The organism is Mycolicibacterium chitae (assembly GCF_900637205.1).
In the GTDB taxonomy this organism is placed as follows: domain Bacteria; phylum Actinomycetota; class Actinomycetes; order Mycobacteriales; family Mycobacteriaceae; genus Mycobacterium; species Mycobacterium chitae.
This window is the reverse complement of the sequence record NZ_LR134355.1, coordinates 5333384-5358655: the sequence shown is the minus strand read 5'-3', so window position 1 is coordinate 5358655 and position 25272 is coordinate 5333384. Positions and strand designations below refer to the sequence as shown.

Genomic DNA, 25272 nt, shown 5'->3' with positions numbered 1-25272 from the left:
ATCGGCGTAGCGGTCGCCGGTTACACCAGCAGCGACTTCCTGACCCCGGATGCAGCCCGCAATTGCCAAGCGCTGCTGGACCGTTACGGCGGCGTGGTCTACCGCGAAGCCCACGTCACCGATGCCGACCTGGTTGCCTTCTCCCGCGCACTGGGGGAGGTCGTCGTGGCCGGCACCGGCGCACACCCGGACCACCCGGAGACCCGGCACGGGAGCACCCGCCGGTGTGGCGGCGCCGCGATGGCCGCAAGTCTCTGCTGATCGGCGCCACCGCCGGCCAGATCGTCGGCATGCACCCCGACCGGAGCCGCGCGCTGCTCGACGGGATCCTGGCGTGGGCCACCCAGCCGCAGTTCGTCTTGCGGCACCAGTGGCGGGTCGGGGACCTGGTGGTCTGGGACAACACCGGTCTGCTGCACCGTGCCATCCCCTATGAGCCAACCTCGCGGCGGCTGATGCACCGCACCACTCTCGTCGGTGAGGAAGCCATCGCATGGGTCCGTTCCCATGCTCAGAGGAGGCCGGTGACATCACCGGCCAGGTTTTCGGCGTCAATCGCGGGAGGGTTACCTAGAGCCATGGCACGGGTCGATCCCTTGCCGCCCAAGGAATGGCCGGCGGAATTCCGTGCGGCGATGGCGGCGTTGCGTCCCCCGAACCCCCGTCATCAGCCGCTGAGCACCGAGGACCGGCCCAAGGCCCTCAACACCCTGGGCACTTTCGCCCACCATCCCGAGTTGGCCCGCGCCTACTTCACCTTCAACGGGCACCTCCTCCTGGGCACCACGCTGACCGAACGGCAACGCGAACTCATCGTGCTGCGCGGTGGATGCGCAGGTCGCGCGAGTGCGCGGACAACGCGGCGCCGGTGATCACGGCCAGGCGTACACAATGGCGGAGGTGGACGAAGACAGCGGCGCAATCAGGCAGGGCCCGGACTCGTACGTCCGCGTCCTCGCATCCCGGGTGCACAATCTGAAGGCTGTGGACGTCGCGGCCCCGCGCGACTCCTTCGTGGTGTTCACCGGGGTGTCGGGATCCGGGAAGTCGTCGCTGGCGTTCGGCACCGTCTACGCCGAGGCCCAGCGCCGGTACTTCGAGTCGGTCGCGCCGTATGCCCGCCGATTGTTGCTGCCCCAGGACGCACCGAAGGTCGACGACATCACCGGGCTGCCACCGGCCGTCGCGCTGCAGCAACGCCGCGGCACGGCGACATCGCGATCGACCGTCGGGACCGTCACCACGCTGTCGAACCTGCTGCGGATGCTGTTCTCACGGGCCGGCACCTACCCAGCCGGTGCCACCGAACGTCTCGACTCGGATGCGTTCTCCCCGAACACCACCATCGGCGCATGCCCGCGGTGCCACGGCCTCGGCCGCGTCCACGAGGTGACCGAGCAGACGCTGGTGCCCGACCCGTCGCTGACCATCCGCGAGGGTGCGGTGGCCGCCTGGCCGGGCGCCTGGCAGGGCCAGAACCTGCGGGACATCCTCATCACGCTCGGTTATGACATCGACAAGCCGTGGCGCAAACTGCCCAAGCGGCAACGGGATTGGATCCTGTTCACCGACGACCAACCCACCGTCGAGATCGATCCGAGCCAGCATCCCGTCACCGCCGAGTACTACTACAACGGCACCTTCTCGAGTGCCGAGCGTCACGTGCGCCACACGCTGGCCAACTCGCAGAGTGCGACGATGCGACGCCGCGTGCTGCAGTACGTGCACAGCGCCGATTGCGCGGTCTGCGGCGGCGCGGGGTTGCGGCCCGAGGCCCTGGCGGTGACCTTCGCCGGCCGCACCATCGCCGAGTTGGTCGCCCTGCCGTTGACGGCGCTGGCCGATGCCTTGGCGCCGGCGGCGGCCAGAACGGAGTTCGCGGCGGCCTACGAGTCCACCGAGTCCGGTGAATTCACCGAGGTGGCGACCATGATCGCCGCCGATCTGGTGGCCCGGATATCAGTCCTGGTCGATCTGGGACTCGGCTACCTGAGCCTGCATCGCCGCACCCCCACGGTGTCGCCGGGGGAGTTGCAGCGGCTGCGGCTGGCGACGCAGTTGCGGGCCGGCCTGTTCGGCGTCCTCTACGTGCTCGACGAGCCCTCGGCCGGGCTGCACCCGGCCGACGCCGAACCGCTGCTCGACGTGTTGGACCGGCTCCGGCGCGCCGGGAACTCGTTGTTCGTGGTCGAGCACGACATGGACGTGGTGCGCCGCGCCGAATGGATCGTGGATGTCGGGCCTGGCGCCGGTGAACTCGGCGGGGACGTGCTCTACAGCGGGCCCGTGGCCGGCCTCGCCGACATCGAACCGTCGGTCACCCGGCGGTACCTGTTCGCCGATGGGCCTGCTGTCCCACGGACCGCACGCACACCGAGCGGCGTTCTGCGGTTGCGCGGCATCACCTTCCACAACCTGCGCAAAGTCGACGTCGACATCCCGCTGGGTTCGTTGGTGGCCGTCACCGGGGTATCGGGCTCCGGTAAGTCGACGCTGGTCTGCAAAGTGCTCGGCGACGTGATGGCCGGGCGGCTGGGTAAGTCGGTCGAACTCCCAGGCGCCGACGCCGACGGTGACACCGAACTGCTCGACATCGACGTCGACTCCAGTGCGGGGGTGAGCGTCGACGGTGCGGAGCTGATCACGCGCCTCATCACCGTGGATCAGCGACCGATCGGCCGCACGCCACGGTCGAACCTGGCGACCTACACCGGGCTGTTCGACGCCGTCCGGAAACGCTTCGCCGACACCCCCGAGGCGCGGCGGCGGGGCTGGGGTGCGGGACGTTTCTCGTTCAATGTCGCCGCGGGCCGTTGCGCCACCTGCCAGGGCGAGGGTTTCGTGGCGGTCGAGTTGTTGTTCCTGCCCGGCACCTACGCCACCTGCCCGACGTGTGGCGGCGCTCGCTATTCCGCGGAGACGCTGGAGATCACCTACCGGGGTCGCACCATCGCCGAGGTGCTCGCCCAGACCGTCGACGAGGCGGCCGAGTTCCTCAGCGATCTGCCGGCGGCGGCCCGCAGCCTGGTGACGCTGCGGGAGGTCGGGCTCGGGTATCTGCGGCTGGGACAACCGGCGACCGAACTGTCCGGCGGCGAGGCGCAACGCATCAAACTGGCCACCGAGTTGCAGCGCGCCCAACGCGGCCACACCCTCTATGTGCTCGACGAACCCACCACGGGCCTGCACCCTGCCGACGTCGAGTTGCTGGAAAGTCAGCTGCACCGGCTCGTCGACGCCGGCAACACCGTCGTCGTCGCCGAGCACGATATGTCGGTGGTGGCGGGCGCCGACCACGTCATCGATCTCGGACCCGGCGGCGGCGACGACGGCGGCACCGTCGTGGCGGCCGGAACGCCGGCCGTGGTGGCCGCCGACCCGGTCAGCCGCACGGCGCCGTACCTCGCCGCGCAACTGGGCCCGGCGTGACGGGTTCGGACGAGCCGGACGGGTGGACATCCTCTAGGCCGGACTCGAAGCCCTGGCATCCGCGCGGCCTGGCGATCGACATCATGATTCCCAATCACGGCAGCCCCGAGGGCATCGCGCTGGGCGACCAGATTCTCGCGTTCGCGATGGCCAATGCGGGCCAGTTGGGGCTGCAGGACGCGATCTGGCGCGGCACCTATTACACGCCGGCCGGTCCGCAGGCTACGGGGTACAGCCACTTCGACCACGTGCGCATCACCACGCTGCCGCGTCGCTAGCCGAGGACCCGACCACGACGGTTGCAGCGGCCCACTCGACCTGCCGTCTTTCGTAGCGCACTCATCAGTGAGGTGCGGGCTGACGGTTTCGCAGCGTGAAGTTCGCCGGCAAAGTCGAGCAGTTTAGTTGTGCAACACGCACAAGACATCTGCGTTGTTGCACAGCGCCCTGGTTTTTTGCGCCAGAAGAACAGGCCCGCCGAAATTCGGGAAAAGTGCCATTCACAACCGTGTGGGCACTAGCGGTCCGCCGGCGCGACTTCACCTGGACGCTGAAAGGTGCTCATAAACGCACAACCGGTCTGCAGATCTGGACCTTTACAACGCTGGTTGGCAATGGCGATCATGTATCGATCCGAGTGGGTTAAATCACACAGGAACCTCCCAGGGGACGACCCCGGGGTCGGGCGAGAACCGGACGAGGAGAACGTGATGAGGCGGTCGGTCAGGACGCTGGCAGTTGGCGCTGCGGGTCTGTTGGCAGTGGGATTGTCGGCATGTGGTGGTGGGCCCGGCAACGACGGGGACACCATCGTGGTGGGCGCGGTCTACGACACCAGCGGTGTGCAGCGCGTGGTCGGAAAATCGATGCTCGACGCGTTGAACCTCGCGGTCGATGAGATCAACGCTGACGGTGGTGTGCTGGGTAAGCAGCTCACGGTCAGGTTCTACGACTCCGGCGGTGACATCGCCAGCTACAAGCAGTACGCCGAGCAGCTGGCACTGCGTGATGAGCCCGCAGTGGCCTTCGCCGGCATCAACGGCGCATCGCGAGCGGCAATTCAGCCGATCTTCTCCCGCGCCGGCATCCCGTATATCTACAGCGAGCTGAACGAGGGTGGCATCTGTGAGAAGAACACCTTCACCACCGGTGTCGTACCGTCACAGAGCCTGGCGGCGTTGGTGCCGCGGATGCTGAACGAGCCCGGCAAGACCGTCTACATCGCCGGTGCCGATTACAACTTCGGCCACATCTCCGGTCAGTGGGGGCGCAAGTTCGCTGAGGAGGCCGGAGCCCGGGTGGTCGGTGAACGCTACATCCCGCTGGAGAGCTCGGACTTCGGATCGGTGGTCGATGAGATCCAACGACTTCAACCGGATCTGGTGCTGTCCTTCCTGGTCGGTGCCAACCACCAGTCCTTCTACAGATCTTTCGCGGCCGCGGGCCTGAACAAGACAACTCCGATCGCTTCGAGCACCTTCGGCACCGACGGCGAAACCGAGGCCCTCAGCGCGGCCGAGCAGGAGAACATCTACGTCGCCTATCCATATATCCAGTCGATCGAGAGCCCGGAGAATACGGAGTTCATCGAGGCCTGGGAGAACAAGTACGGCGAGCTGAAATCCCCGTTGCCCGACGAGGTCAACTCGGTGTGGAGCGGGCTCCACCTTTGGGCGGAAGCCGTGGAGAAGGCCGGTGAGCTGGACCAGGGCGCAGTGATCGAGGCACTGGAATCAGGCATCGAGTTCACCGGGCCGGGCGGCCGCATGCAGCTCGATCCTGCCAGCCACAACGTCATCCAGAACGTGAGCATCGGTCGGACCAACGGTCCGGACGGCTATTTCGAGGTCATCGAGACCCGCGAGAACGTCGCACCCTCCTTCGAACAAGAAGTCTGCGACCTGATCTCCAACCCCGACCTCAACGAGCAATTCACGCCGACGAGCTGACGCGCCCTCTTTCGGACCACGCCTGCGACCCGGTCGCAGACTCTGACATCAACAGCAGTAAACGACGGCGGAGTGATTTGAACACATGCAATGGGACACAGTAATCAACTTGGCCCTCGGGGTCGGGACGGGGATTTCGATCCTCGTGCTGATCTCGCTGGGTCTGGCAGTGATCTTCGGAATGATGGGCGTGATCAACTTCGCCCACGGTGAGTTCCTCATGATCGGAGCTTTCACGACCTACTCCGGGTACAGCTTCGGGCTCCCGCTGCCGCTCGCGATGCTGTTCGGTGCTCTGGTAGCCGGTTTGCTGGGCGTCGTTGTCGAACAGGTGCTGGTGCGACGGCTGTACGGGCGACTCGAGTCGACGATGTTGGCGACGTTCGGCCTCAGCCTCGTGCTCGTCCAAGTCGCCGTATTGATCTGGGGCACCAGCCCCGCCGGCATACCGACCCCGCTCGGTGTGGTCTCGATCGGCAGATACTCGGTCAGCATGTACCGGATCGTGCTGATCGTGGCCGCAGTCGGGTTGCTCGCGCTCGTCTGGTGGGTGTTCGTCAAGACCGGATTCGGTCTGCGTGCCAGGGCTGCGGCACTGGACGCGGAGACTGCGGCGTCGGTGGGCGTCAACGCGGCGCGAACCAACATGTGGACCTTCGGCCTGGGCGGAGCTCTGGCCGGAGCGGGCGGGGCGCTGCTCGCTCCGATCGTGGCCGTCTCGGCGAACATGGGGGCGGTCTACATCGCCCAGGCATTCATGACTGTCGTCGTTGGCGGGCCCGGGGTAATCACCGGAACCGTCAGCGCGGCAGGCCTGCTCGGCACGGTTCAGCGCGCGGCGTCGGACCTGTTTGCACCGCTGATCGGGATCGCCGCACTGCTTGTCGTGGCACTGGTACTCGTCCGGGTCCTGCCGAACGGCATCTCGGGCCGACTGAGGAGAGACCTGTGAGAACTTTCGAGGTGCGGTGGCGCACTCTGCTGGACCCACGCGGAGCCTGGTCGCGCAGCTGGCTGTCCGTGGCCATCAGCATCGTTGTGGTCCTGGTGCTCTCACAGACGGTGAGCCAGTTCGAACTCCGGCAATGGACGAGCTGGTTGGCCCTGACGGTACTGACACTGAGTCTGGTGTGGGTTTGGGGTCATGCGGGGGTGTTCAGCTTCGGTCAGGTGCTGTTCTTCGGTATCGGCGCCTACGCCTATGGCGCGGGCTCGATCAATCTGGTCGACCGCACCGGGGAGACACTCACCTCCCTACTCATCGGAATGGTCGCCGCGCTGGTGGTGGCTGCGGTCCTCGGTTATTTCCTTTTCTACGGGGATGTTTCAGGGGTGTACGTCGCGATCGCGACGTTGGCGGCGACCTTGGTGGCGTTCACGCTCATGGCAAGCACCGCGGATCCGATATACGCGATCGGAGACGCGCGGTTAGGCGGATACAACGGCATGAGCGGCATTGCGCCGATCACCCTGCCCGGCGGTCACGAGCTAGCCATCGCGCAACTGTTCGTCTTCACGGCGATTACGGCGATTCTGGTCGCCTTCGGCGTGTTGGCGTTGCAGCGCAGCGCATTTGGTCGCGGTGCACGTGCCGTCCGTGAAAACGAGACCCGAACGACGTTGGTAGGCTTCGACACTCGTCGTCACAAGCTGCTGGTCTTTGTCATCGGCGGGGCCATCGCCGGGTTGGCCGGCGGCTTGTACGCCGCCTGGGGCGGGTTCGCAGATCCGTCGCTGTTCGGCCTGGAACAGGCGACGCTGGTGGTCGCTTGGAGCCTGGTCGGTGGCCGCACATCAGTGCTCGGCGCCTTCGTCGGTGTCTTCGGCCTGCAACAGCTCACCACCAGTGTCACGTCGACCGGAACGAATGTGACGCCCCTGGTGGTCGGCGCAGTCCTCATCCTGATCGTGCTGGTGCTACCGCGCGGGGTGATCCCGACCCTGGCCGACCAGTTGACGGCTTGGCGGCGGCGCGCAGCCCCGACCGTTCCGTCCGAAAAAACGCTTCCCGTCGACGAACGTGAACTGCCCCCAGCGGCTTTGACCGGCCAGGCCCGGTCCCTACGGGCCGAGAAGGTCGAGAAAGCGTTCGGCGGCGTCAAGGCGGTCGCCGGTGTCGATTGGAGCATTGCGGGCCCTGGGGTGGAGGCGTTGCTCGGCCCCAACGGCGCGGGCAAGAGCACGCTGTTCAATCTCTTCGCCGGTTCCTACACACCGACCGCCGGCAAGGTCTACCTCGACGACTTGGACATCTCGCGCTGGCGGCCAGATCGCCGAACTCGTGCGGGGATGTCGATCAAACGTCAGGTGCCGAGCCTGTTCGGAGGGTTGTCGACGCATGAGAACCTATGGCTCGCGGCCTACGGCAGCGGCAAGAGCGCCGCGGAATCAGCTCGGGTCGCCGACCAGTTCGTCCGTTGGCTCGGGCCGGCGGCAGACGTAGAAGAGGTGCAAGTCCTCGCCCACGGTCAGCAGCAGTGGCTCGACATCGCGATGGCCCTGGCTGCCTCGCCATCGGTGTTGCTGCTCGACGAGCCCACCGCGGGCATGGGCCGCGAAGAGAGCTCCCAGATCGCACGGGTCGCGCGACAGTTGGGTGAACGGATCCCGGTGATCGTTGTGGAACACGACATGGAGTTCGTCGAGGAACTCGGTGCGCCGATCACGGTCCTCGACCGGGGGCGGACGCTGGCTCGCGGAACGCTGGAAGAGATCAAGAACAACGACGACGTCTTGGAGGTGTACCTTGGCCGCACAGTCAGTACTGAGCGTTGAGGGACTGCATGCCGGTTACGGGAAAACCCAAATAGTCGACGACGTCTCGTTCGAGCTATCAGCCGGATCGGTGCTGGGTGTCCTTGGCCGCAACGGCGTGGGAAAGACCACGACATTGAAGGCCATGATGGGACACCTCCCCCATACCGGTTCGGTGCGTCTCGACGGTGTGGACTTGTCTCGCCTCAAGGCCCACGAACGGGCTGCTGCCGGGCTGGCCTACGTCCCGCAGGGACGGCGGATCTTCGCCAGCTTGTCGGTGGAGGACAACATGCGAATCGCGGTGCCGCGGGCGCGGCGCTCCGCGTGGCAGAGCGAACTCGAGCAGATGTATGACCAGTTCCCGATCCTCGCGGAGAAACGGCGCCAGGCGGGCGGACAGCTCAGTGGCGGCCAGCAACAGATTCTCGCGCTGGGTCGGGCACTGGTCGCTCGGCCGAAGGTCATCCTGCTCGACGAACCCTCCGAGGGCATTCAGCCGTCCATCGTCGAGCAGATCGGGCAGGCGGTCGGCACGTTGTGTGCCGACCGCAAGATCGCGTTCGTCCTCGTCGAGCAGAACCTCGGCTTCGCAACGTCCGTCTGCGATACCGTCGTGCTGGTCGACAAGGGCAGCATCGTCATGCAGACCCAACCGCGGATAATCGCCGAGGACAGGGAACTCCAGCTCCAGTACCTGGGGGTGTGATCAGGGCGGCGACGGACGACCCCATCGGCGATAGTCAACACGATCGGCGGATTATGCTTGATGAAAACTGTGAAGGCCGCGGAGGCCCCCGACACGACGTCGCAGGTCAGTGCTGACGACCTGCTTGTGGCACTGACCGTCGCGAGGTCGGGCAGCTTCAACGCCGCCGCCGGCATCCTGGGTGTCACCCACACGACCGTGTCGCGTCGCGTGAGCAACCTCGAGAAGGCGCTCAGGAGTCGGGTTTTCGTGCGGGCTTCGGAAGGGTGGGTGCCGACGGAGACCGGCCAGACGGTCATCACCGCTGCCGAAGAGATCGAACGCGCTCTCGGGCGCCTCGGGCAGACAGGGCAGGTCGCCACGGTGGTGCGGGTGGGTGCTCCCGACGGGCTCAGCTCCTTCTGTGTCGCCCCTGCAATGGCCAGGCTGGCGCGCGAGCGCCCGCAGTTCAGCTTTGAGTTGATCTCCGCGACCCGATCCTGGCGGCAGACCAGGTCCGACCTCGACATCGAGATCGTCATCGGGCGTCCTGAAGTCAACAACCGTGCCGACATGGTCCACGTGCGCGACTACAGCTTGGCCCTCTATGCGACAGAGGCTTACCTGCAGGAGCACGGCGAGCCCGAAAGCCTGTTGGACCTTACGAACCACACGGTGATCTACTACATCGACTCGGCGCTGCAGGTCGATGATCTCGACAAGGCGACCGATCTGCTCCCGCAGTCGGCGAAGGCCATCCGGTCGACGTCGGTTCACGTGCACGTGCAGTCCACGGTGGCCTCCGCTGGCATCGGTCTTCTCCCCGACTACCTCGCGGAGCGCGAGCCCGGTCTTCGTCCCGTGCTGCACCATCAGTTCAGGCACCCGTTGAGCTACTGGGCCGTGATCCGTCGCGATTCCTACCGGAACCCGATGGTTCAGCTCGCTCTGCGCGAGATCATGCGCGAAGCTGCGTCCGGGGCGGTGCCGCGCAGCACGCCGTGACACTCGACGCGCCGCTGCCCTGGTGAGGGGCGGACGGTCCCGGCTGCAAGCAGGGCACCCACCCCGCCCCGGTCACAGCTCGGGATGCCGCTTGTTCCATGGTGTGACAGCCTGGAATGCCCCCACAACATCGACGAGTCGGCGCTCGGTGAAGGCGCTGCCCACCATCTGCAGCCCGACCGGGAAAGGGAGGCCGGATTCGGTGGTGGTGAATCCACCGGGGAACGTGATCGTGGGCATCTGCGACAGCGTGAACGGCACCGTGAACCGGTGCACGCCGGCGGTGGTCTCCTCGTCCATCCGGATCATCTTCTCGACCGGCGGCGCGATGAAGGACATCGCCGGAATCAAGACGGCGTCCACGCTCGCCAGGACAGCTTCCATTTGACCCTTGAAGATCAGCCTGCGCTGCAATAGTTCGTCGTACTCGATGCCGGACATGGCGATTCCGCGGTCGAGGAGCTCGCTGAGTGCCGGACCGTAGCTGTCACGGTGCTTTGGATACAGACCGCGGTGTGAACGTGCGGTCTGCACGGCGCATACACCGAACCAGTCGGTGATGGCCTCGGTGGGATCGGGCAATTCGACGGGGACCAGTTCGGCACCCAGGTCGGCCAGCACCTGCTCGGCTTGCTGATGGGCCTTCTCGACGTCATTGCTGACATCCCGGTAGCTCCACTCGGGGTCGATCCCGATCCGGACGCCGCGTAGGGAACTCGGCACCGCGGTGCTGAATTCGGGCACCGGCTGCAGTGACGCCGTGGGATCGCGGGGATCAGCGCCGGCGATCGCGCCGAGCATGAGCCCTGCGTCGCGCGCGGAGCGACAGATCGGCCCGACATGGTCGAGGGTCGCCGCCAGTTCGACGGCGCCGGCCCGGCTCACCCGCCCCCAGGTCGGCTTCAACCCGGTCGCGCCGTTGGAGGCTGACGGCATCCGGATCGAGCCGCCGGTGTCCGACCCGAGCGCTCCGAAACACAGTCCCGCGGCCGGAGCCACTCCGCTGCCACTCGACGACACGCCGACCCAACGGTTCGGATCCCACGGATTGACCGGAGCTCGGAACGGCGGCGTGTGCTCGGTGTAGACACCCTCGGTCGTGTGCACCTTGCCGACGATGATCGCCCCGGATTGTTCCAGGCGCTCGACGACGGTGGCCGACGTGGCCGCGACTTGGCCGGCGCGCACGGACATACCGGCCTCGGTGCGCCAACCTGTCTTGTCGAAAACATCCTTGACCGCCAGCGGGATTCCGTCGAGCGGGCCGCGGGTGGTACCCGTCTTGCGGCGCTCGTCCGAATCTGCGGCGCAGGCACGGGCCTCGTCTGCGGCCACGAACGCATACGCGCCGAGTCGCTGGTCGACGTCGGCTATCCGGTCGAGCGTCAGTTCGGTCAGTTGTTCGGCAGTGACGTCCCCGCTGGCCAACATGTCCACGAGCTCGCTGATCTCACGGTAGTGCAGCGCGTCGTCGGTGGTCTCGGTCATCCGTCAATCTCCCTGTCTTCGAGCCTGTCTCGGTCTACATGATCTCTCGGGCCGCCGCGGGCCCGCGGCCATCGGCCATGGTGTCGTCATCGTTGAGCGCGGGCAGGCCGGACTGCCACCAGAGCGGATGCTCGGCTCCGCTGTACCGCGAGGGCAATGCCCGCTTGTGATTGAACACATCTCAACCGGCGTGCTCGATCAAGTCAATGACCACTACTGCACCGATCGGTGCAAGATTGCAGAGCACCGTGGTTCCCCGATTGCGTATCGCCGGTTCGGCCGCAGGTTTTCGGCGCAGTGTGGGCGTCTACGAGACGCTCTTGGGCACGCTGAGATCAGGATGTTCCGCGACCGTCTTCCGCAGGAACGCGCAGACCGTCCGGACCCTTTCCAGCCGTTCGAGTTCCCGGGGGACGACCAACCAATACAGGCGACTGACGTTGAACGAGTCCGGCAGGATGCGCACCAGTCGATCGTCGCGGTTTCCGACGTAGGCCGGCAACGGCGCGACGCCGAGGCCGCTGCGGGCCGCAAGCCAATGCCCGGTGATGTTGGAAATCTGCGCGTCCACCTGCTGGATATGCGGGAGTTCGTCGAAGATCCTCAGTGGCTGGATGTTCATGAGCGCGTTGACGTACCAGATAACGGTGTGAGCGCGCAGGTCGGCCACCTTGGTGATCGGCGGGTTGGCTGCCAGATAGTCACGCGTGGCATAGAGGCCGAGGTCGTAGTAGGTAAGCCGTTCGGAGCGCACCGCGCGTGAGGTCGGTCGTTCCAGCGTCACCGCGACGTCGAAATGCCGCTCCGAGACCGCGTTATGGACGGTGGAGGTGACCAATTCGACGCCGAGATGCGGATGCGCCCTCTTCAACTCGACCAGGTGGGGCGCGATGATGAATGCGCCGAAACCGTCGGTGGTCGCGATGCGGATCGAGCCGGTGAGGATGTCGGCGGTGGCGCCTTGCGTGTCATAAGCGGCGATCACCGCCGATTCGACGGCCTCGGCGCGCGGCATCAACCGCTTGCCGGCTTCGGTCAGTCGCCATCCGCTCGGCGCCCGGTCGAAGAGACGCTCACCCAGAGACCGCTCGAGCGCGACGATACGGCGCCCCACTGTGGTGTGGTCGACCTCGAGAACCCGCGACGCGTCACTCAGCCGTCCCGTTCTGGCCACTTCGAGGAAGTACCGAAGATTGTCCGCACCGAGCATGTGACCTCCCAGCGTGCATTTTTGCAGTAGCCTACGCGCATTTTCTCGTTGACTGGTGCGCAAATGTCACATCAGATTGGTGGTGTGACACAGACTGCACAACCCTCCACGACCATCAGCCACTGGCTGGACAACGACTTCTTTCCCGGAACCTCGACCACCACGGCGCCGGTCACCAACCCGGCGACCGGCGAGGTCACGGCCGATCTGGCGCTGGCGTCAGCGCACGACGCGAAGGCCGTCATCGATGCGGCGGCCGCGGCGTTCCCCAGCTGGCGGGACACCTCGCTGGCCAAGCGCACCCAGGTGCTCTTCCGCTTCCGTGAGTTGCTCAATGAGCGCAAGGAAGAACTGGCCGCGATCATCACCGGTGAACACGGCAAGGTGCTCTCCGACGCGCTCGGCGAGGTGACCCGGGGTCAGGAAGTAGTCGAGTTCGCTTGCGGTATACCCCATCTGCTGAAGGGCGGATTCACCGAGAACGCCTCGACCAACGTCGACGTCTACTCGATCCGTCAGCCGTTGGGGCCAGTAGCCGTCATCTCCCCGTTCAACTTCCCCGCCATGGTGCCTATGTGGTTCTTTCCCATCGCCATCGCTACCGGGAACACGGTGGTGCTCAAACCGTCGGAGAAAGACCCGTCGGCATCGTTGTGGCTCGCCGAATTGTGGAAGGAAGCCGGCCTGCCCGCGGGGGTCTTCAACGTGTTGCAGGGTGACAAGACCGCCGTCGACGAACTGCTCACCAACCCCAAGATCGCGGCCGTGTCGTTCGTGGGCTCGACCCCGATTGCCCAGTATGTCTACACCACCGGCACGGCCGCCGGTAAGCGCGTCCAAGCGCTCGGCGGCGCCAAGAACCACGCTGTGATCCTGCCCGACGCTGATCTCGACCTGGCCGCCGACGCCATGGTCAACGCCGGCTTCGGCAGCGCCGGTGAGCGTTGCATGGCGATCAGCGCCGTAGTGGCCGTTGGACCGATCGCCGACGCACTGGTCGCCAAGATCGCCGAGCGCGCCCACGGCATCAAAACTGGAGACGGCACCCAGGATTCGGATATGGGGCCGCTGGTCACCCAGGCGCACCGCGACAATGTCGCGTCCTACGTGGACGCCGGTGAAGCGGACGGCGCCAAGGTTGTCCTCGACGGACGGGGAGTGGCGCCGCACGGCGGCCAGGGTGGGTTCTGGCTCGGCCCCACCCTGCTGGACGACGTGACCCCGGAGATGAGCGTCTACACCGACGAGATCTTCGGACCGGTGCTCTCGGTGCTACGAGTCGAAACTTACGACCAGGCCGTCGATCTGATCAACTCCAACCCCTACGGCAACGGCACCGCCATCTTCACCAATGACGGTGGCGCGGCGCGACGCTTTCAGAATGAGGTGACTGTCGGCATGGTGGGCATCAACGTGCCGATCCCAGTGCCGATGGCCTACTACAGCTTCGGAGGGTGGAAGTCCTCCCTGTTCGGGGACACCCACGCGCACGGCATGGATGGCGTGCACTTCTTCACTCGGCAGAAAACCATCACGCAGCGTTGGCTCGACCCCAGCCACGGCGGCATCAACCTCGGCTTCCCGCAGAACGGATAATCCATTGTCATACAACGTCACTCTTCCCCGGCACAGTAAGATCGGCGCCGGTGCCGCCGAGGAGCTGGGATTGCTCTGCATGCAGGTCGGCATTCGTCGACCGGTCCTGGTCACGGATCAGTACCTCACCGAAACCGGCAAGACTGATCGGCTGATGGGCATCTTGCGCTCCGCCGGTTGCGAGCCGGCCGCCTTTTCCGAAACGGTGCCGGACCCGACGTCGTCATCGCTGGTTCCCGGTCTCGAGGCAGTGCGAAGGCACAAGGCCGACGGTGTGATCGGTTTCGGTGGCGGCAGCCCGATGGACACCGCCAAGGCGCTGGCCGTGCTGGCCAACTCCGAGAACAGCATCGCTTCGTTCAAAGCGCCCAATCTCTACAGCGGTCCAGCGTTGCCGATCGTCGCAGTTCCGACCACCGCCGGGAGCGGTTCGGAAGCAACGCAATTCACGGTCATCACGGACGACGAAACCGACGAGAAGATGCTGTGTCCGGGATTGTCTTTCCTGCCGTTGGCCACGGTGATCGACTTCGAACTGACCGTGTCGATGCCCGCGCGACTCACCGCAGACACCGGCGTGGATGCGCTCACCCACGCCATCGAAGCCTATGTGAGCCGCCGGGCGAATCCGTTCAGTGACGGGCTCGCGCTCGTGGCCATGCGCACGATCGGCACACACTTGCGCAGGGCGTACGCGGACGGTGAGGATCGAGCGGCACGGGAAGCGATGATGCTCGCCTCGACCCAGGCCGGGATGGCCTTCTCGAACGCCAGTGTGGCCCTGGTGCATGGGATGAGCCGGCCCATCGGCGGGCACTTCCATGTGGCGCACGGACTCTCGAACGCCATGTTGCTGCCGGCCGTGACCCGGTTCTCTGCGGACGCCGCCACCGACCGTTATGCAGACTGCGCCAGGGCGATGCAACTGGCCGATGACTCGGCCGGCGATGCTATCGCCGCGGGAGCGCTGGTCGACGCACTCGATGTCCTTTGTGAGGACGTGGCGGTGCCCTCGCCGGCGGGGTACGGCATCAACGAGACAGACTGGAACTCGCGCCTCGAGGTGATGGCCCAGCAGGCTCTCGCCTCTGGATCGCCGGACAACAACCCGCGGATACCCGACACCGATCAGGTTATCGAGTTGTATCAGTCGATCTACAACTAGCGGATTCCAGGTGTGGCGCCCGGATGCCTTAATCTAGCGGCCCGAAAGCCGTTCACCACGGCCGAGATCGAACTGCTGACAGCAGAATTGGGCGCGGACGCAATCCTGGGCCGGGCAGCCACCGTGCTGTCGAGCCAGACCGTCGGCAGCTTGGTCCAGAGCAGACGATCGGTGCCAGCTATGGCGGCTCTGCTGGCGGCAATCGGCGTCGGGCTGGTGCCACCCGAAACCGACTGGACTGTGATCGCCTCGGAGGTCACCCCAGATGCCGACAACAGTGAAAGCTACGACCTCGTATACCCAACGTGGCGTGAAGTGTACGCAGCGACAGAGGATTTGGTGCACCGGTTATCAGCTGAACCGACGAAAGAGCGTTGATGTGACCAACCCCGGCCACTGTCGAAGGGTGTTGACCCGAGGCGACGACTGACAACGATCACGGAGCGGTCACGAGGAGGTGCCGTAGAGACGTTCGGTCTGATCGTCGGGGGCGCCGTCGAGGCGTTTACGCAACGCCCGCGCCAGTGCGCCGGCAGCACATCGGCGTGGGCGAGAAGGCGGCGCGCAGCCGCTCGGTCAAGGCGGTCGATATTGAGGACGCGGTGCGTTTCGGCAGCAGTGATGCCGTGGCGAGGCTGGGAAACCAGCGCGATCGCGTCCCCGGCGCACACTGTGCCGGGCTGCAGAACGCGGAAGTAGACGCCCGTGCGGCCAGTCTGCTGGGTGCGCACCGCCATGTCTGGGCGTCGGTGAAACGCCGCCAGCTTGTAGCAGGGTTGGCGAGGCTTGGTGACCTGCAAGACCGTGGTGCCAATCTGGTAGACGGCACCGAGAACGATAGTGCTCTCCAGAAGACCTGTGGTGGTGAGGTTTTCGCCGAAGGCCGGATAGGCTAGGTCGCCCAGCTGCTCGGACCAGGCGGTGTAGTGTTCGCTGGCGTACGCGAGCACTGCTTTGTCGGGACCGCCATGATGCACTGTGTCGCCCTGCTCGTCACCGGTGAGGCCGAGTCGTGTGACCGCCACCGGGTCCCTCGTCGGCGACTTCGCGATCGCCGTGGTCACAGTGCGCCCTCGCCACGGTATCTGCCGGGCGCGGCCGACAGATACCGCGACAACCGCGGCTGCCGTCACGAGTTCGACACTGTTATTGCGGCGGCGGCGGCGGCGGGGCCGGGGCCGTAGGCCGGACCAGCCGGCTTGCCGGGAGAATCCGATATGGCGCTTCTGGACTTCGGGGGCGGCGAGCCCATCACGAGCGCCCCGCGAGCATGGCCTCCAGTTCGGTCCGCCTGGTGGCGTCCAGCGGCAGCAGCGGCGCGCGCGGGTCGCCGACATCGGTGCCCAGCAGGTCCAGACCGGCTTTGATGGTGGTGGGCAGACCGCCGGCGACGATGAAGCGCAGCAGCGGAGCCAAGTCGTCGTAGATCTGCTCGGCTCGCTGCACGTCATCGTCGCGGACGGCGGCGTAAAGGTCCAGGCACGGTTGCGGGCGCAGATTCGGTGCGGCGGTGCACCAACCGGAGGCGCCTTCGAGGAGGGCTTTCAGCACCAGTGGATTGCTGCCGTTGTAGAACGGCAGCGCGCCGCCGGAGAGTTCCTTGATGCGTTGCATTCGGGTGATGTCGCCGGTGGACTCTTTGACCATCTGAACGTTGTCGATCTCGGTGAACATCTGCACCAGTAGTTCGGGGCTGATGTCGATGCCACTGGTGGCCGGGTTGTTGTAGACCATGATCGGAAGGTCCACGGCCGCAGCCACCGCAGCGTAATGCTGGAAGATCTCGCGCTCAGTCAGCTTCCAGTACGAGATCGGCAGGATCATGACGACGTCAGCGCCGGCCTGTTGCGCGTACCGGGCGCGCCGAATGGTGTTGGCGGTGGTCAGATCTGACGCACCGACGATCACCGGGACGCGACCGTTCACGGTGGCCACGGTGGTATCCACGACGGTGTCGAACTCCTCCTCGGTCAGATAGGCGGATTCACCGGTGCTGCCGAGCGGGGCGATTGCGTGCGCGCCGGTGCTGACCAGCTGCTCGATGAGCGCGGCGAGCTTGGCCGTGTCGACCTTGTGGCCGCCTTCAGTGAACGGGGTGACGGGGTAGGCGATGATGCCTGCGATCGGGTGGTTCATGGGGCTGTCCTATCGGGGTGGTCGGGTCAGTTTTCGAGGGCGTCGGGGTGGTTGCGCAGCGCGCGGCGGGCGTAGTAGGCGAAGTTGGCCTGGCTGCGCTTGGGCCTCAGCGTCCAGTCGTGGGCCTCGCGCGCCAGCCGGTCGGGCAGCGGGGCGATGGTCCCGGCGGCCATGGCGGCAAGTTGGAGCTTGGCCCCCCGCTCGATCAGCATGGCCAGCGAGCAGGCCTCTTCGATGCTGGCGCCGGCGACGACGTGGCCGTGGTGGGCCAGCAGGATCGCCTTCTTGTCGCCGAGGGCAGCGGAGATGATCTCGCCTTCCTCGTTGCCCACCGGCACGCCGGGCCAGTCCGCAAGGAACGCGCAATCGTCATACAGCGGTGCGATGTCCATCTGGGAGACCATCAACGGGACCTCTAGCATCGAGAGCGCCGCAACGTGAAATGGGTGGGTGTGCACAATGCACTGGACGTCCGGCCGGGCGCGGTAGATCCAGGAATGGAATCGGTTGGCCGGGTTGGCCATTCCCGTCCCCTCGAGCACGTTGAGGCCCTCGTCGACCACGAGCAGGTTGCCCGCGGTGATCTCGTCGAAGCCCAGCCCGAGGCGCTGGGTGTAGTAGGTGCCGGGTGTTTCGGCGCGGGCGGTGATCTGGCCCGCCAGCCCGGAGTCGTGGCCGGCGTCGAACAGGGCGCGGCAGGTCAGCGCGAGCTTCGCCCGCGGCGTGAGTTCCGAGTCCGCGACATTGCGGCTCAGATCGTCGAGCGCGCGGCGCATCAGGTCGTCCTTGGAGTCCTGCAAAGTGCTGCTCATCGTTCTCCCTCAAGTTTCGTCTGGGACACGATAGACACTGTAGGACAACGTGTGTCATATAGGCAAAGCGCGTATAGTGCGTTGACGTGAGTGGTTTGGTACGTGCGGTGCGGCAGCAGCGCGGGATGACGTTGGATGAGCTGGCGGTGGGCACCGGCCTGACCAAGAGCTATCTGTCCAAGGTGGAACGTGGGCAGAGCGTGCCGTCGGTGGCGGCGGCGCTGAAGATCGCCAGCGCACTCGATGCGGATGTCGCACAGCTTTTTTCGGACGATCCGGAGGTCACCACCTTTGCCGTCGGACGCGCTGCAGACCGCGGTTCGGCCCGGCACCACGCCATCGCGGAGCGAATGCTCGGCAAGTCGATGTCACCGTTTGCGGCGCGCCCGGGCCGGCAGTTCAGCGCGTACCCACAGCCGACGCATCCGGGTCAGGAATTCCTGTTCGTGCACCGAGGCGCCGTCGAGCTGAATTACAACGGGGAGGTCACTCGACTCGACACCGGCGACTGTGCGTACTTCGACGCCGCGGCGCCGCACAAGCTGCGGCAAGTGGGAGATGAGCCCAGTGAGGTAATCGTGGTCACCTCGGATGTCCCCGCGCCCGGTAGCGGCGGGCCCGACAAGCCCAGCCGCACGGCGCCGTACCGCGCGGCGAAGCTGACCCCGCCGCGCATCTGACGAATCCGCCCTCACGGGTGGACATCCCACCAACCAGTTCGTAGCCTGTCCGAGGACGTAGACAGCTGGGCCACGAGCGGTCCTTGCAGTGAAGGACCGTGACAATCCGTATGACCTGGGCGCGCCGTTCTGTGCGGCGAGTGGTGTGCTGTTCGGCGGCCACGGTCTTGGTCTTCTCGGCTTCGGTCGCGAGCGTGAACGCCGATCCCGCCGCCGACGCGATGGCCAAACTCGAGGAGTTGTCCCAGCAGGCGGTGCAGACGCGCGAGGCCGTCACCGCGGCTCAGCACGAGGCCGACGCCAAGCTCGCCGAGCAGGTCGCCGCCGAGGAACGCCACCGCGCCGACGCCGAGACCCTGGCCGTCGTCAACGCCGAACTGCAGCCCCACCAGGAGGCGGCCAACCGGGTGGCGGCGATGACCTACATGAGCGGGCGCACCGGCGCGATGGCCGCGGTGCTGACCGCCGGGTCGCCCCAACAGCTCATCGACCGGCTGTCGCTGCAGCGCGCCGTCGCCGACATCACGGCCGACCAGTTGGCGGGCTTGCACGCGGCCCGCCAGCGTGCCGCCACCGCCGCCGCGGCCTCGGAGAAGTCGGCCGCCGAAGCCCGCGCCGCGGCCGAGCAGGCCACCGCGGTGCGCGCGGACCTGCAGGGCAAGTGGAAGGAACTGCTGCGGCAGATCGCCGCCGCCGAGGCGCAGTACGCCACGCTGACCCCGCAGCAGCAGGCGATCGTCGACAGCGCGCCCCCACCAGAGGCGGCGCCGCCCGCGCCGGAAGCACCGCCGGCCCCGCCGGAGGACCCGGCGATCCTCGCGTTGCCCGGCGAGCCGCCCGTCGAGAGCAACCCCCTGCTGACCGCGGCCCGCGTCGACCTCCCCGAGGTGTTGCCCGTCGGCGTCGCGAGCGAGGCGGGGCTGCAGCCGAACTCCATCGTGGCCGCCCGGGCCGTCAGCGCCCGGTTCCCCCAGATCGCCGAGATCGGCGGGGTGCGGCCGGACTCCAAGCCGTGGCATCCCAGCGGTCTGGCCATCGACATCATGATCCCCAACCACAACACCCCGGAGGGCATCGCGCTCGGCGATGCGATCATGGCTTTCGCCCTGGAGAACGCGGGCCGGTTCGGGCTACAGGACGTGATCTGGCGCGGCACCTATTACACGCCGGCGGGTCCGCAGGCGACGGGTTACGGCCACTACGACCACGTGCACATCACCACGACGCCGCGCCGCTGATTCAGGGGTGCAGGTTCCACTGGCCGACGTCGGCGGCCAGCACGTCGTTGACGTCGACGCGGCTGCCGCCGACCAATGGACCCGGGTTCGACGCGGTGTCGATGATGCGCTGGTAGAGGACGGCGGCGGGGTGGATCTTGCCGCGAGACCACGACCGGGTCTGCCAGGCCCACGCCTTGCCAGGCGTGCTCGACCGCCCGATGACACCGTCGGCGATCGCCCACTCGCAGACGTCGATGCCCCCGTAGACACCGGTGCGCAGTACCCCGATCACCGAGTTGATGCCGCGAAACCACGGCAGCGCCACGGTGTTCCAGGTGTTGCGGTCGATGTCGTCGTCGACACTGAAGTAGACCGGTGCAGTCTGGCCGCCGCCGGCCGCGGTATGCAACTGCCAGGCGGTGCGCGCGTCGGCGACGCCGCCGGCGAACCCGCGGGTGAAGTCCGACGGTGCGGTGCCGCCCGGCTTGCCGTACTGGAAGTTGCTGACGATCACCAGGCCCGCGGCGTGCAGGGAGCGGGCGTAGGGCAGCGTGATCGGCTTGGCCCCGAACGACGATCCGGGTCGTGACGTCGACACGTAGTTGATGACGCCGGCGTGCCCGGCGGCGCGGATGGCCTCGGCCGGGATCTGTTTCATGGCGAAGTCGATCAGCGTGGCCCCGGCGGCCGACGCCGTGGGCGCCGCGACCCCGGCGGCCGTTGCACCCAGGCCGGCCACCGCGGAGGCGGCGGCGGCGTAGCGCAGTGCCTCGCGCCGAGAAACCGCGCGCGACCCTGGGCCGCTCGGTGTGTCCCGCACGCCGGGGATGTTAACAAAGTGGCAGGTGTGAACAGCGGTGCCGCGCCGTGCGTTGACAGCGCCGAACGCCGAGCCTACTGTTTTGACTACATAGGTTGTCAGAATGAGTTCGAGGGGGCCTCCCGTCATGAGCGTGGCCATTCCGACGCGCCACCCGGACCGACCGCGGCCGATTCCCGCCGGTGTGCGCGCCATCGCGACGGCGCTGGCCATCAAGGATCCGTCGCCGCAGCAGTGGCAGTTGCTCGGCGAGCGGCTCACCGTCGGCGACGAGCCGATGGACCGCCTCGTCGCCTGGATGGCCGAGGTCGGCATGGCGCAGACCCGCCCGCTGTTCGAACGCGCCCTGAGCGACGGCATCGCCACCGTTCCCGATGCCCCGCAACCGCTGCGCGAATTCTTCGAGACCTACGAGGCGCGGCCCGACTGGGTGGACCCGGACACCGTGCGCAAGGGGCAGCGCGCGCTGCGCCGCGGCGGCGCCGACGGCATGTACGTCGCCCGGGACGTCTCGCTGCTCGGCGGCTATCAGTTCTCCGGATTCAACAAGACGCTGCTGCGCACCGGTGCGCTGGAGAAGGGCTCCAACAAGCGATTCGCCGAGACCATGCAGTGGGCCATGGACGTGATCTCCGAAGACGGCCTCGAGCCGCTCGGGCTCGGGTACCGGTCCACCATCCGGGTGCGGCTGATCCACTCGCTGGTCCGACGGCACGTCTCGGCCATGCCCGACTGGCGCGCCGACGAGTGGGGCCTGCCGATCAATCAGACCGACATGGCCGCCACCCTGGTCGGTGCGCTGGTCGCCCCGGCGGTCGGCGTCGCCGGCATGGGGGTGGTCCTCTCGCCCGCCGAATACGGCGCGGTCGCGCACTTGACCCGCTACGTGGGCTGGCTGATCGGCGTCGAAGATCAGTGGCTGCCAACGGATTTCCGCGACAGCGTCCGGGTGCTGGCCCACACGCTGTCCGCGCTGGCCGCACCGGACGAATCCAGCCGGCAGCTGGCGGTGCCCATGGTCGAGGACCCGCTGGTCTGGCACTACGACGTGTTGCCGAATCTGCGTCGCCGGCTGGCGCGCGCCCAGCATCTGTCGATCACCAGCGCCTTCCTGGGGCGGCGCGCGGTGCGCTCCCTGGGTCTGCCGTCCTACGCGCTGCCGTGGTACCCGCTGCTGCGGCTGCCGGTGAACCTTGCGCGCAGCCTCGCCGCACTGACGCTGCCGGGCGGACTGGAGCGCGCCGATGCCCGCGGCCGCCGCGAACATCAGCAACTGATGCGCACCATGATCGGCGCCGGCACCCCGGCCACCATCGGCGAGTCCGCCGCCCACGTCGGCCAGGTCGCCTGATGCCCCGCGGAATGACTGTTCACATCGGCGAGGTCCTGAGCTAACGTCGAAATCAGTGCCCTATTACTCAGCGAAGGGATTTACCGCATGACTGTCACCGGTGAACGTCCGGAAATCCTGCTCGAGGACGTCGAGTTCAACCGGCGCGACCATCCCGAGAAGCCGCTGCGGCCCATCCCGCCGGGCCGCGACCACTTCGCCGACCAGTGGCGGCACATGCGCGAATTCATGTTCGGCCAGTGGATCGACATCGACAAAGAGGTCGAACCCAACGAGCTCACGCGGCTGCGCGACGACTACTTCTGGCAGCGCGACGAACACATGATCGGCGTCGTCGACGCTTTCGAGCGCATCGGCCACGAGAAGGGCCGCGCGCTGTTCGAGCAGGCGCTGACCCAGGGCATCGACACGGTCGAGGACCCACCCCAGGAACTCGTCGACCTCTTCGAGCATCTGGATCAGCTGCCCGGCCAGTTCGATCTGGTCTCCGCCGAGCGCGGCCGGATGCTGGCGATGGCCAGCACCAGGGCCGCCACCACGATCATCCAGGGGTGGGCGTTCTACGAGACCGCGATGACCGGCGACATCTCGGCGTCCACCGGCGCCACCGGTCGGTTCGCCGACGACGGCCCCCGCCGCTTCATCGAGACCGCCCGGGTGTTCTCGCAATTCACGCTGCCCGACATCTTCGACCGCAACTCGGAGGCCTTCCAGGATGTGGTGCGGGTGCGGCTCATGCACGCCCTGGTCAGCAGGGGGCTGCGGCGCAAGTGGGGCGACAAGGTCTACCTCAAGTTCGGCGAGCCCATCCCGGTGACATCGCTGCTCGGCTTCGGCAGCGGGATGCTGCTCGGCCGGCTCGTCGACCACGGCTTCGGACGCAAGCTGACCGCCCAGCAACTCGAGGATCTCGCCGAATACTCGTCGTACTCCGGGCGGCTGTGGGGCGCCCCGGAACTGCTGCACTCGCCGAACGGGCTCGAGCTGATCAAGTCGTTGAACTATGTCCTGGCCCGGGGCGGCAATCCGTCGCCGTGGCGTGCCGAACTCGTCGACGCCATCGCCGGCCCCGACCACATCAAGACCCTGACCGAGACCATGCCCGACTGGGCCAAGAAGCTGGTGGCGCGCTACGCCAATCAGCTCACGGCCACCATCGCGCTCGCCCCGGCCGGCGTCGTCTTCGGATATCAGCAGATCGAGGCGATGATCGCGGGCTCGCTGTTCGAACCGCTGGGCTACAACTTCGAGCGACGGGTGCGGATCTTCGAGAACTTCACCAAGCTCAACGTCGCCCTCGCCCGGGTGGGAGACAGGCTGCCGTTCTCCAACCCGCGCCGGGAACACCGCAAGCGCACGGGTGCAGCGGCCCGGGAGCGGATCGCGATGCTGAACAAGGTCGCCCGCGGCAAGCAGATCCCGCTGACCTACACCCACCACGACCAGTCCACCCGGGGCGAGGGCTTCACCGGATAAGACCGCTGTGTCCACAACCGAACCGAAGCTGGAAGAGTGGGAGCCATGCGTGAGTATCTGAAGTTCTACATCAACGGCCAGTGGGTGGATCCGATCGAGCCCAAGACCCTCGACGTCGACAACCCGACCACCGAGCAGGTCTCCGGGCGGATCGCGATCGGCGGCGCGGCCGATGTCGACGCCGCGGTGGAGGCGGCCCGCAAGGCGTTCACCACCTGGTCGCAGACCACCCGCGACGAGCGCCTCGCGCTGCTGGGCGCCGTGCTGGCCGAGTACCAGAAGCGTTCCGCCGACCTGGCCGACGCGGTCAGCGAAGAGATGGGCGCCCCGGCGTCCCTGGCGGCCGGCCCGCAGGTCCAGATGGGCATGGGACACCTGGCCACCGCCATCGAGGCGCTGAAGAAGTTCCAGTTCGAGGAGGAACACGGCAGCACCCTGGTGGTCAAGGAGCCCATCGGGGTCTGCGGCTTGATCACGCCGTGGAACTGGCCCATCAACCAGATCGCCTGCAAGGTGTTCCCCGCGATGGCCACCGGCAACACCATGGTGCTCAAGCCGTCGGAGGTGGCGCCCTACTCCGCGCAGATCTTCACCGAGATCATCGACGCGGCCGGGGTTCCCGCCGGGGTGTACAACCTGGTTTACGGCGACGGACCCGGCGTGGGCACCGCGCTGGCCAGCCACCCCGACATCGACATGGTGTCCTTCACCGGATCCACCCGCGCCGGCATCGAGGTCGCCAGGAACGCGGCGCCGACGGTCAAGCGGGTCACGCAGGAACTCGGCGGTAAGAGCCCCAACATCGTGCTCGACGACGCCGACTTCGCCAAGAGCGTGGCCGCCGGGGTGTCGGTGATGATGGTCAACAGCGGGCAGAGCTGCAACGCCCCGTCGCGGATGCTCGTCCCGAACTCCCGGATGGAGGAGGCCGCCGCCATCGCCCGCGACATCGCGGGCGCGGTCAAGGTCGGCGACCCGGCGGAGAAGACCGCGATCGGGCCCGTGGCCTCGAAGGTGCAGTTCGACAAGATCCAGGGGCTGCTGCAGAAGGGCGCCGACGAGGGCGCCACCGTCGTCGTCGGCGGCGTCGGTCGCCCCGACGGACTCGACACCGGCTACTACGTCAAACCGACCGTGTTCGCCAATGTCACCAACGACATGACGATCGCCCAGGAGGAGATCTTCGGCCCGGTGCTCTGCATTCTGGGCTACGACGATCTCGACCAGGCCGTGGAGATCGCCAACGACACCGAGTACGGACTGGCCGGTTACGTGTCGGGCGCGGATCTGGAGACCGCCCGCGCCCTGGTCCGCCGCATCCGGGCCGGCTCGGTCGCGATCAACCACAACTTCGACATCAGCGCACCGTTCGGCGGGTACAAGCGCAGCGGCAACGGCCGCGAGTGGGGTCACTTCGGGTTCGACGAGTTCCTGGAGACGAAGGCCGCGGTGGGGTACGCGCCGCAGTAGATCCTGGTCCTGCGGTTGGACAA

General features: G+C 66.9%; 22 protein-coding genes and 1 pseudogene. 16 read left to right on the top strand and 7 right to left on the bottom strand.

The features are described from left to right. Positions 1–62: 62 nt before the first annotated feature. The 8 genes and pseudogenes from EL338_RS26875 (at position 63) to EL338_RS25465 (ending at position 9825) form a co-directional block, all read left to right on the top strand. A complete protein-coding gene (locus tag EL338_RS26875) occupies positions 63–872 on the top strand; it encodes a TauD/TfdA family dioxygenase (protein WP_308213077.1) in 810 nt (269 codons plus the stop codon). Positions 873–891: 19 nt separating this feature from the next. Continuing rightward, the gene (locus tag EL338_RS25495) at positions 892–3429 is read left to right on the top strand and encodes an excinuclease ABC subunit UvrA (RefSeq protein WP_126336423.1); all 2538 of its coding nucleotides are present in this window, start codon (positions 892–894) and stop codon (positions 3427–3429) included. Between the two features lie 35 nt (positions 3430–3464). Continuing rightward, positions 3465–3707, top strand: a pseudogene (locus EL338_RS25490) (VldE C-terminal domain-containing protein); the annotation flags it as partial. 336 nt (positions 3708–4043) lie between these two features. Beyond that, positions 4044–5378: an ABC transporter substrate-binding protein gene (locus EL338_RS25485; RefSeq protein WP_126336421.1), complete on the top strand. Its 1335-nt coding sequence runs from the start codon at positions 4044–4046 to the stop codon at positions 5376–5378. Between the two features lie 109 nt (positions 5379–5487). Then, positions 5488–6330 carry an ABC transporter permease subunit gene (locus EL338_RS25480; RefSeq protein ID WP_197721909.1) on the top strand — a complete coding sequence of 281 codons (843 nt, stop codon included), beginning with the start codon at positions 5488–5490 and terminating at the stop codon, positions 6328–6330. A gap of 68 nt (positions 6331–6398) precedes the next feature. After that, positions 6399–8153: an ABC transporter permease subunit gene (locus EL338_RS25475; RefSeq protein WP_163791940.1), complete on the top strand. Its 1755-nt coding sequence runs from the start codon at positions 6399–6401 to the stop codon at positions 8151–8153. Further along, positions 8125–8841, top strand: coding sequence for an ABC transporter ATP-binding protein (locus EL338_RS25470; protein WP_163791938.1), 717 nt, complete (start codon positions 8125–8127; stop codon positions 8839–8841). The genes EL338_RS25475 and EL338_RS25470 overlap by 29 nt, the downstream gene beginning before the upstream one ends. 60 nt (positions 8842–8901) lie before the next feature. Further along, complete coding sequence (locus EL338_RS25465; RefSeq protein ID WP_126336413.1) at positions 8902–9825, top strand: LysR family transcriptional regulator; 924 nt, start codon at positions 8902–8904, stop codon at positions 9823–9825. 72 nt (positions 9826–9897) lie between these two features. On the opposite strand, the gene EL338_RS25460 is transcribed toward EL338_RS25465, so the two are convergent. The 3 genes from EL338_RS25460 to EL338_RS25455 all read right to left on the bottom strand — a co-directional run bounded on the left by EL338_RS25460 (position 9898) and on the right by EL338_RS25455 (position 12523). Beyond that, entirely contained in the window at positions 9898–11313 is a 1416-nt protein-coding gene (locus EL338_RS25460; RefSeq protein ID WP_126336411.1) for an amidase, read from the bottom strand. Between the two features lie 34 nt (positions 11314–11347). Continuing rightward, entirely contained in the window at positions 11348–11491 is a 144-nt protein-coding gene (locus EL338_RS26245; protein WP_163791937.1) for a hypothetical protein, read from the bottom strand. A 129-nt stretch (positions 11492–11620) separates the two neighbouring features. Then, positions 11621–12523 (bottom strand): LysR family transcriptional regulator, encoded by a 903-nt coding sequence (locus tag EL338_RS25455; protein ID WP_126336409.1) that lies wholly within the window; start codon positions 12521–12523, stop codon positions 11621–11623. 84 nt (positions 12524–12607) lie between these two features. Between EL338_RS25455 and EL338_RS25450 the strand changes: the two genes are divergently transcribed. The 3 genes from EL338_RS25450 (at position 12608) to EL338_RS25440 (ending at position 15662) form a co-directional block, all read left to right on the top strand. Beyond that, positions 12608–14119, top strand: a complete 1512-nt coding sequence (locus EL338_RS25450; RefSeq protein WP_308213076.1) for a CoA-acylating methylmalonate-semialdehyde dehydrogenase — start codon at positions 12608–12610, stop codon at positions 14117–14119. Positions 14120–14123: 4 nt separating this feature from the next. Then, positions 14124–15284 carry an iron-containing alcohol dehydrogenase gene (locus EL338_RS25445; protein WP_126336406.1) on the top strand — a complete coding sequence of 387 codons (1161 nt, stop codon included), beginning with the start codon at positions 14124–14126 and terminating at the stop codon, positions 15282–15284. A gap of 180 nt (positions 15285–15464) precedes the next feature. Continuing rightward, a complete protein-coding gene (locus EL338_RS25440; RefSeq protein ID WP_126336404.1) occupies positions 15465–15662 on the top strand; it encodes a hypothetical protein in 198 nt (65 codons plus the stop codon). Here EL338_RS25440 and EL338_RS26905 read toward each other — a convergent pair. From EL338_RS26905 to EL338_RS25425, 3 genes are read right to left on the bottom strand one after another with little or no spacing between them, the layout of a single operon-like run. Then, positions 15569–16621: an MOSC domain-containing protein gene (locus EL338_RS26905; protein ID WP_353961618.1), complete on the bottom strand. Its 1053-nt coding sequence runs from the start codon at positions 16619–16621 to the stop codon at positions 15569–15571. The two genes, EL338_RS25440 and EL338_RS26905, sit on opposite strands and share 94 nt — an antisense overlap. Further along, complete coding sequence (locus EL338_RS25430; protein ID WP_126336402.1) at positions 16536–17420, bottom strand: dihydrodipicolinate synthase family protein; 885 nt, start codon at positions 17418–17420, stop codon at positions 16536–16538. Before EL338_RS25430 ends, EL338_RS26905 begins: the two co-directional genes overlap by 86 nt. 26 nt (positions 17421–17446) lie before the next feature. Beyond that, positions 17447–18232 carry an aldolase gene (locus tag EL338_RS25425; protein WP_126336400.1) on the bottom strand — a complete coding sequence of 262 codons (786 nt, stop codon included), beginning with the start codon at positions 18230–18232 and terminating at the stop codon, positions 17447–17449. 86 nt (positions 18233–18318) lie between these two features. Here EL338_RS25425 and EL338_RS25420 point away from each other — a divergent pair, with 86 nt between their 5' ends. Both EL338_RS25420 and EL338_RS25415 read left to right on the top strand, forming a co-directional pair. Continuing rightward, positions 18319–18912, top strand: coding sequence for a helix-turn-helix domain-containing protein (locus EL338_RS25420; RefSeq protein ID WP_126336398.1), 594 nt, complete (start codon positions 18319–18321; stop codon positions 18910–18912). Positions 18913–19022: 110 nt separating this feature from the next. After that, the gene (locus EL338_RS25415) at positions 19023–20150 is read left to right on the top strand and encodes a coiled-coil domain-containing protein (RefSeq protein WP_126337142.1); all 1128 of its coding nucleotides are present in this window, start codon (positions 19023–19025) and stop codon (positions 20148–20150) included. Between the two features lies 1 nt (position 20151). On the opposite strand, the gene EL338_RS25410 is transcribed toward EL338_RS25415, so the two are convergent. Continuing rightward, positions 20152–20952 carry a DUF1906 domain-containing protein gene (locus tag EL338_RS25410; protein ID WP_235666297.1) on the bottom strand — a complete coding sequence of 267 codons (801 nt, stop codon included), beginning with the start codon at positions 20950–20952 and terminating at the stop codon, positions 20152–20154. Positions 20953–21079: 127 nt separating this feature from the next. Here EL338_RS25410 and EL338_RS25405 point away from each other — a divergent pair, with 127 nt between their 5' ends. The 3 genes from EL338_RS25405 (at position 21080) to EL338_RS25395 (ending at position 25249) form a co-directional block, all read left to right on the top strand. After that, complete coding sequence (locus EL338_RS25405; RefSeq protein ID WP_126336396.1) at positions 21080–22303, top strand: oxygenase MpaB family protein; 1224 nt, start codon at positions 21080–21082, stop codon at positions 22301–22303. Between the two features lie 87 nt (positions 22304–22390). After that, positions 22391–23779, top strand: coding sequence for an oxygenase MpaB family protein (locus EL338_RS25400; protein WP_126336394.1), 1389 nt, complete (start codon positions 22391–22393; stop codon positions 23777–23779). Positions 23780–23824: 45 nt separating this feature from the next. Further along, positions 23825–25249, top strand: a complete 1425-nt coding sequence (locus EL338_RS25395) for an aldehyde dehydrogenase family protein (RefSeq protein WP_126336392.1) — start codon at positions 23825–23827, stop codon at positions 25247–25249. Positions 25250–25272 lie beyond the last annotated feature (23 nt).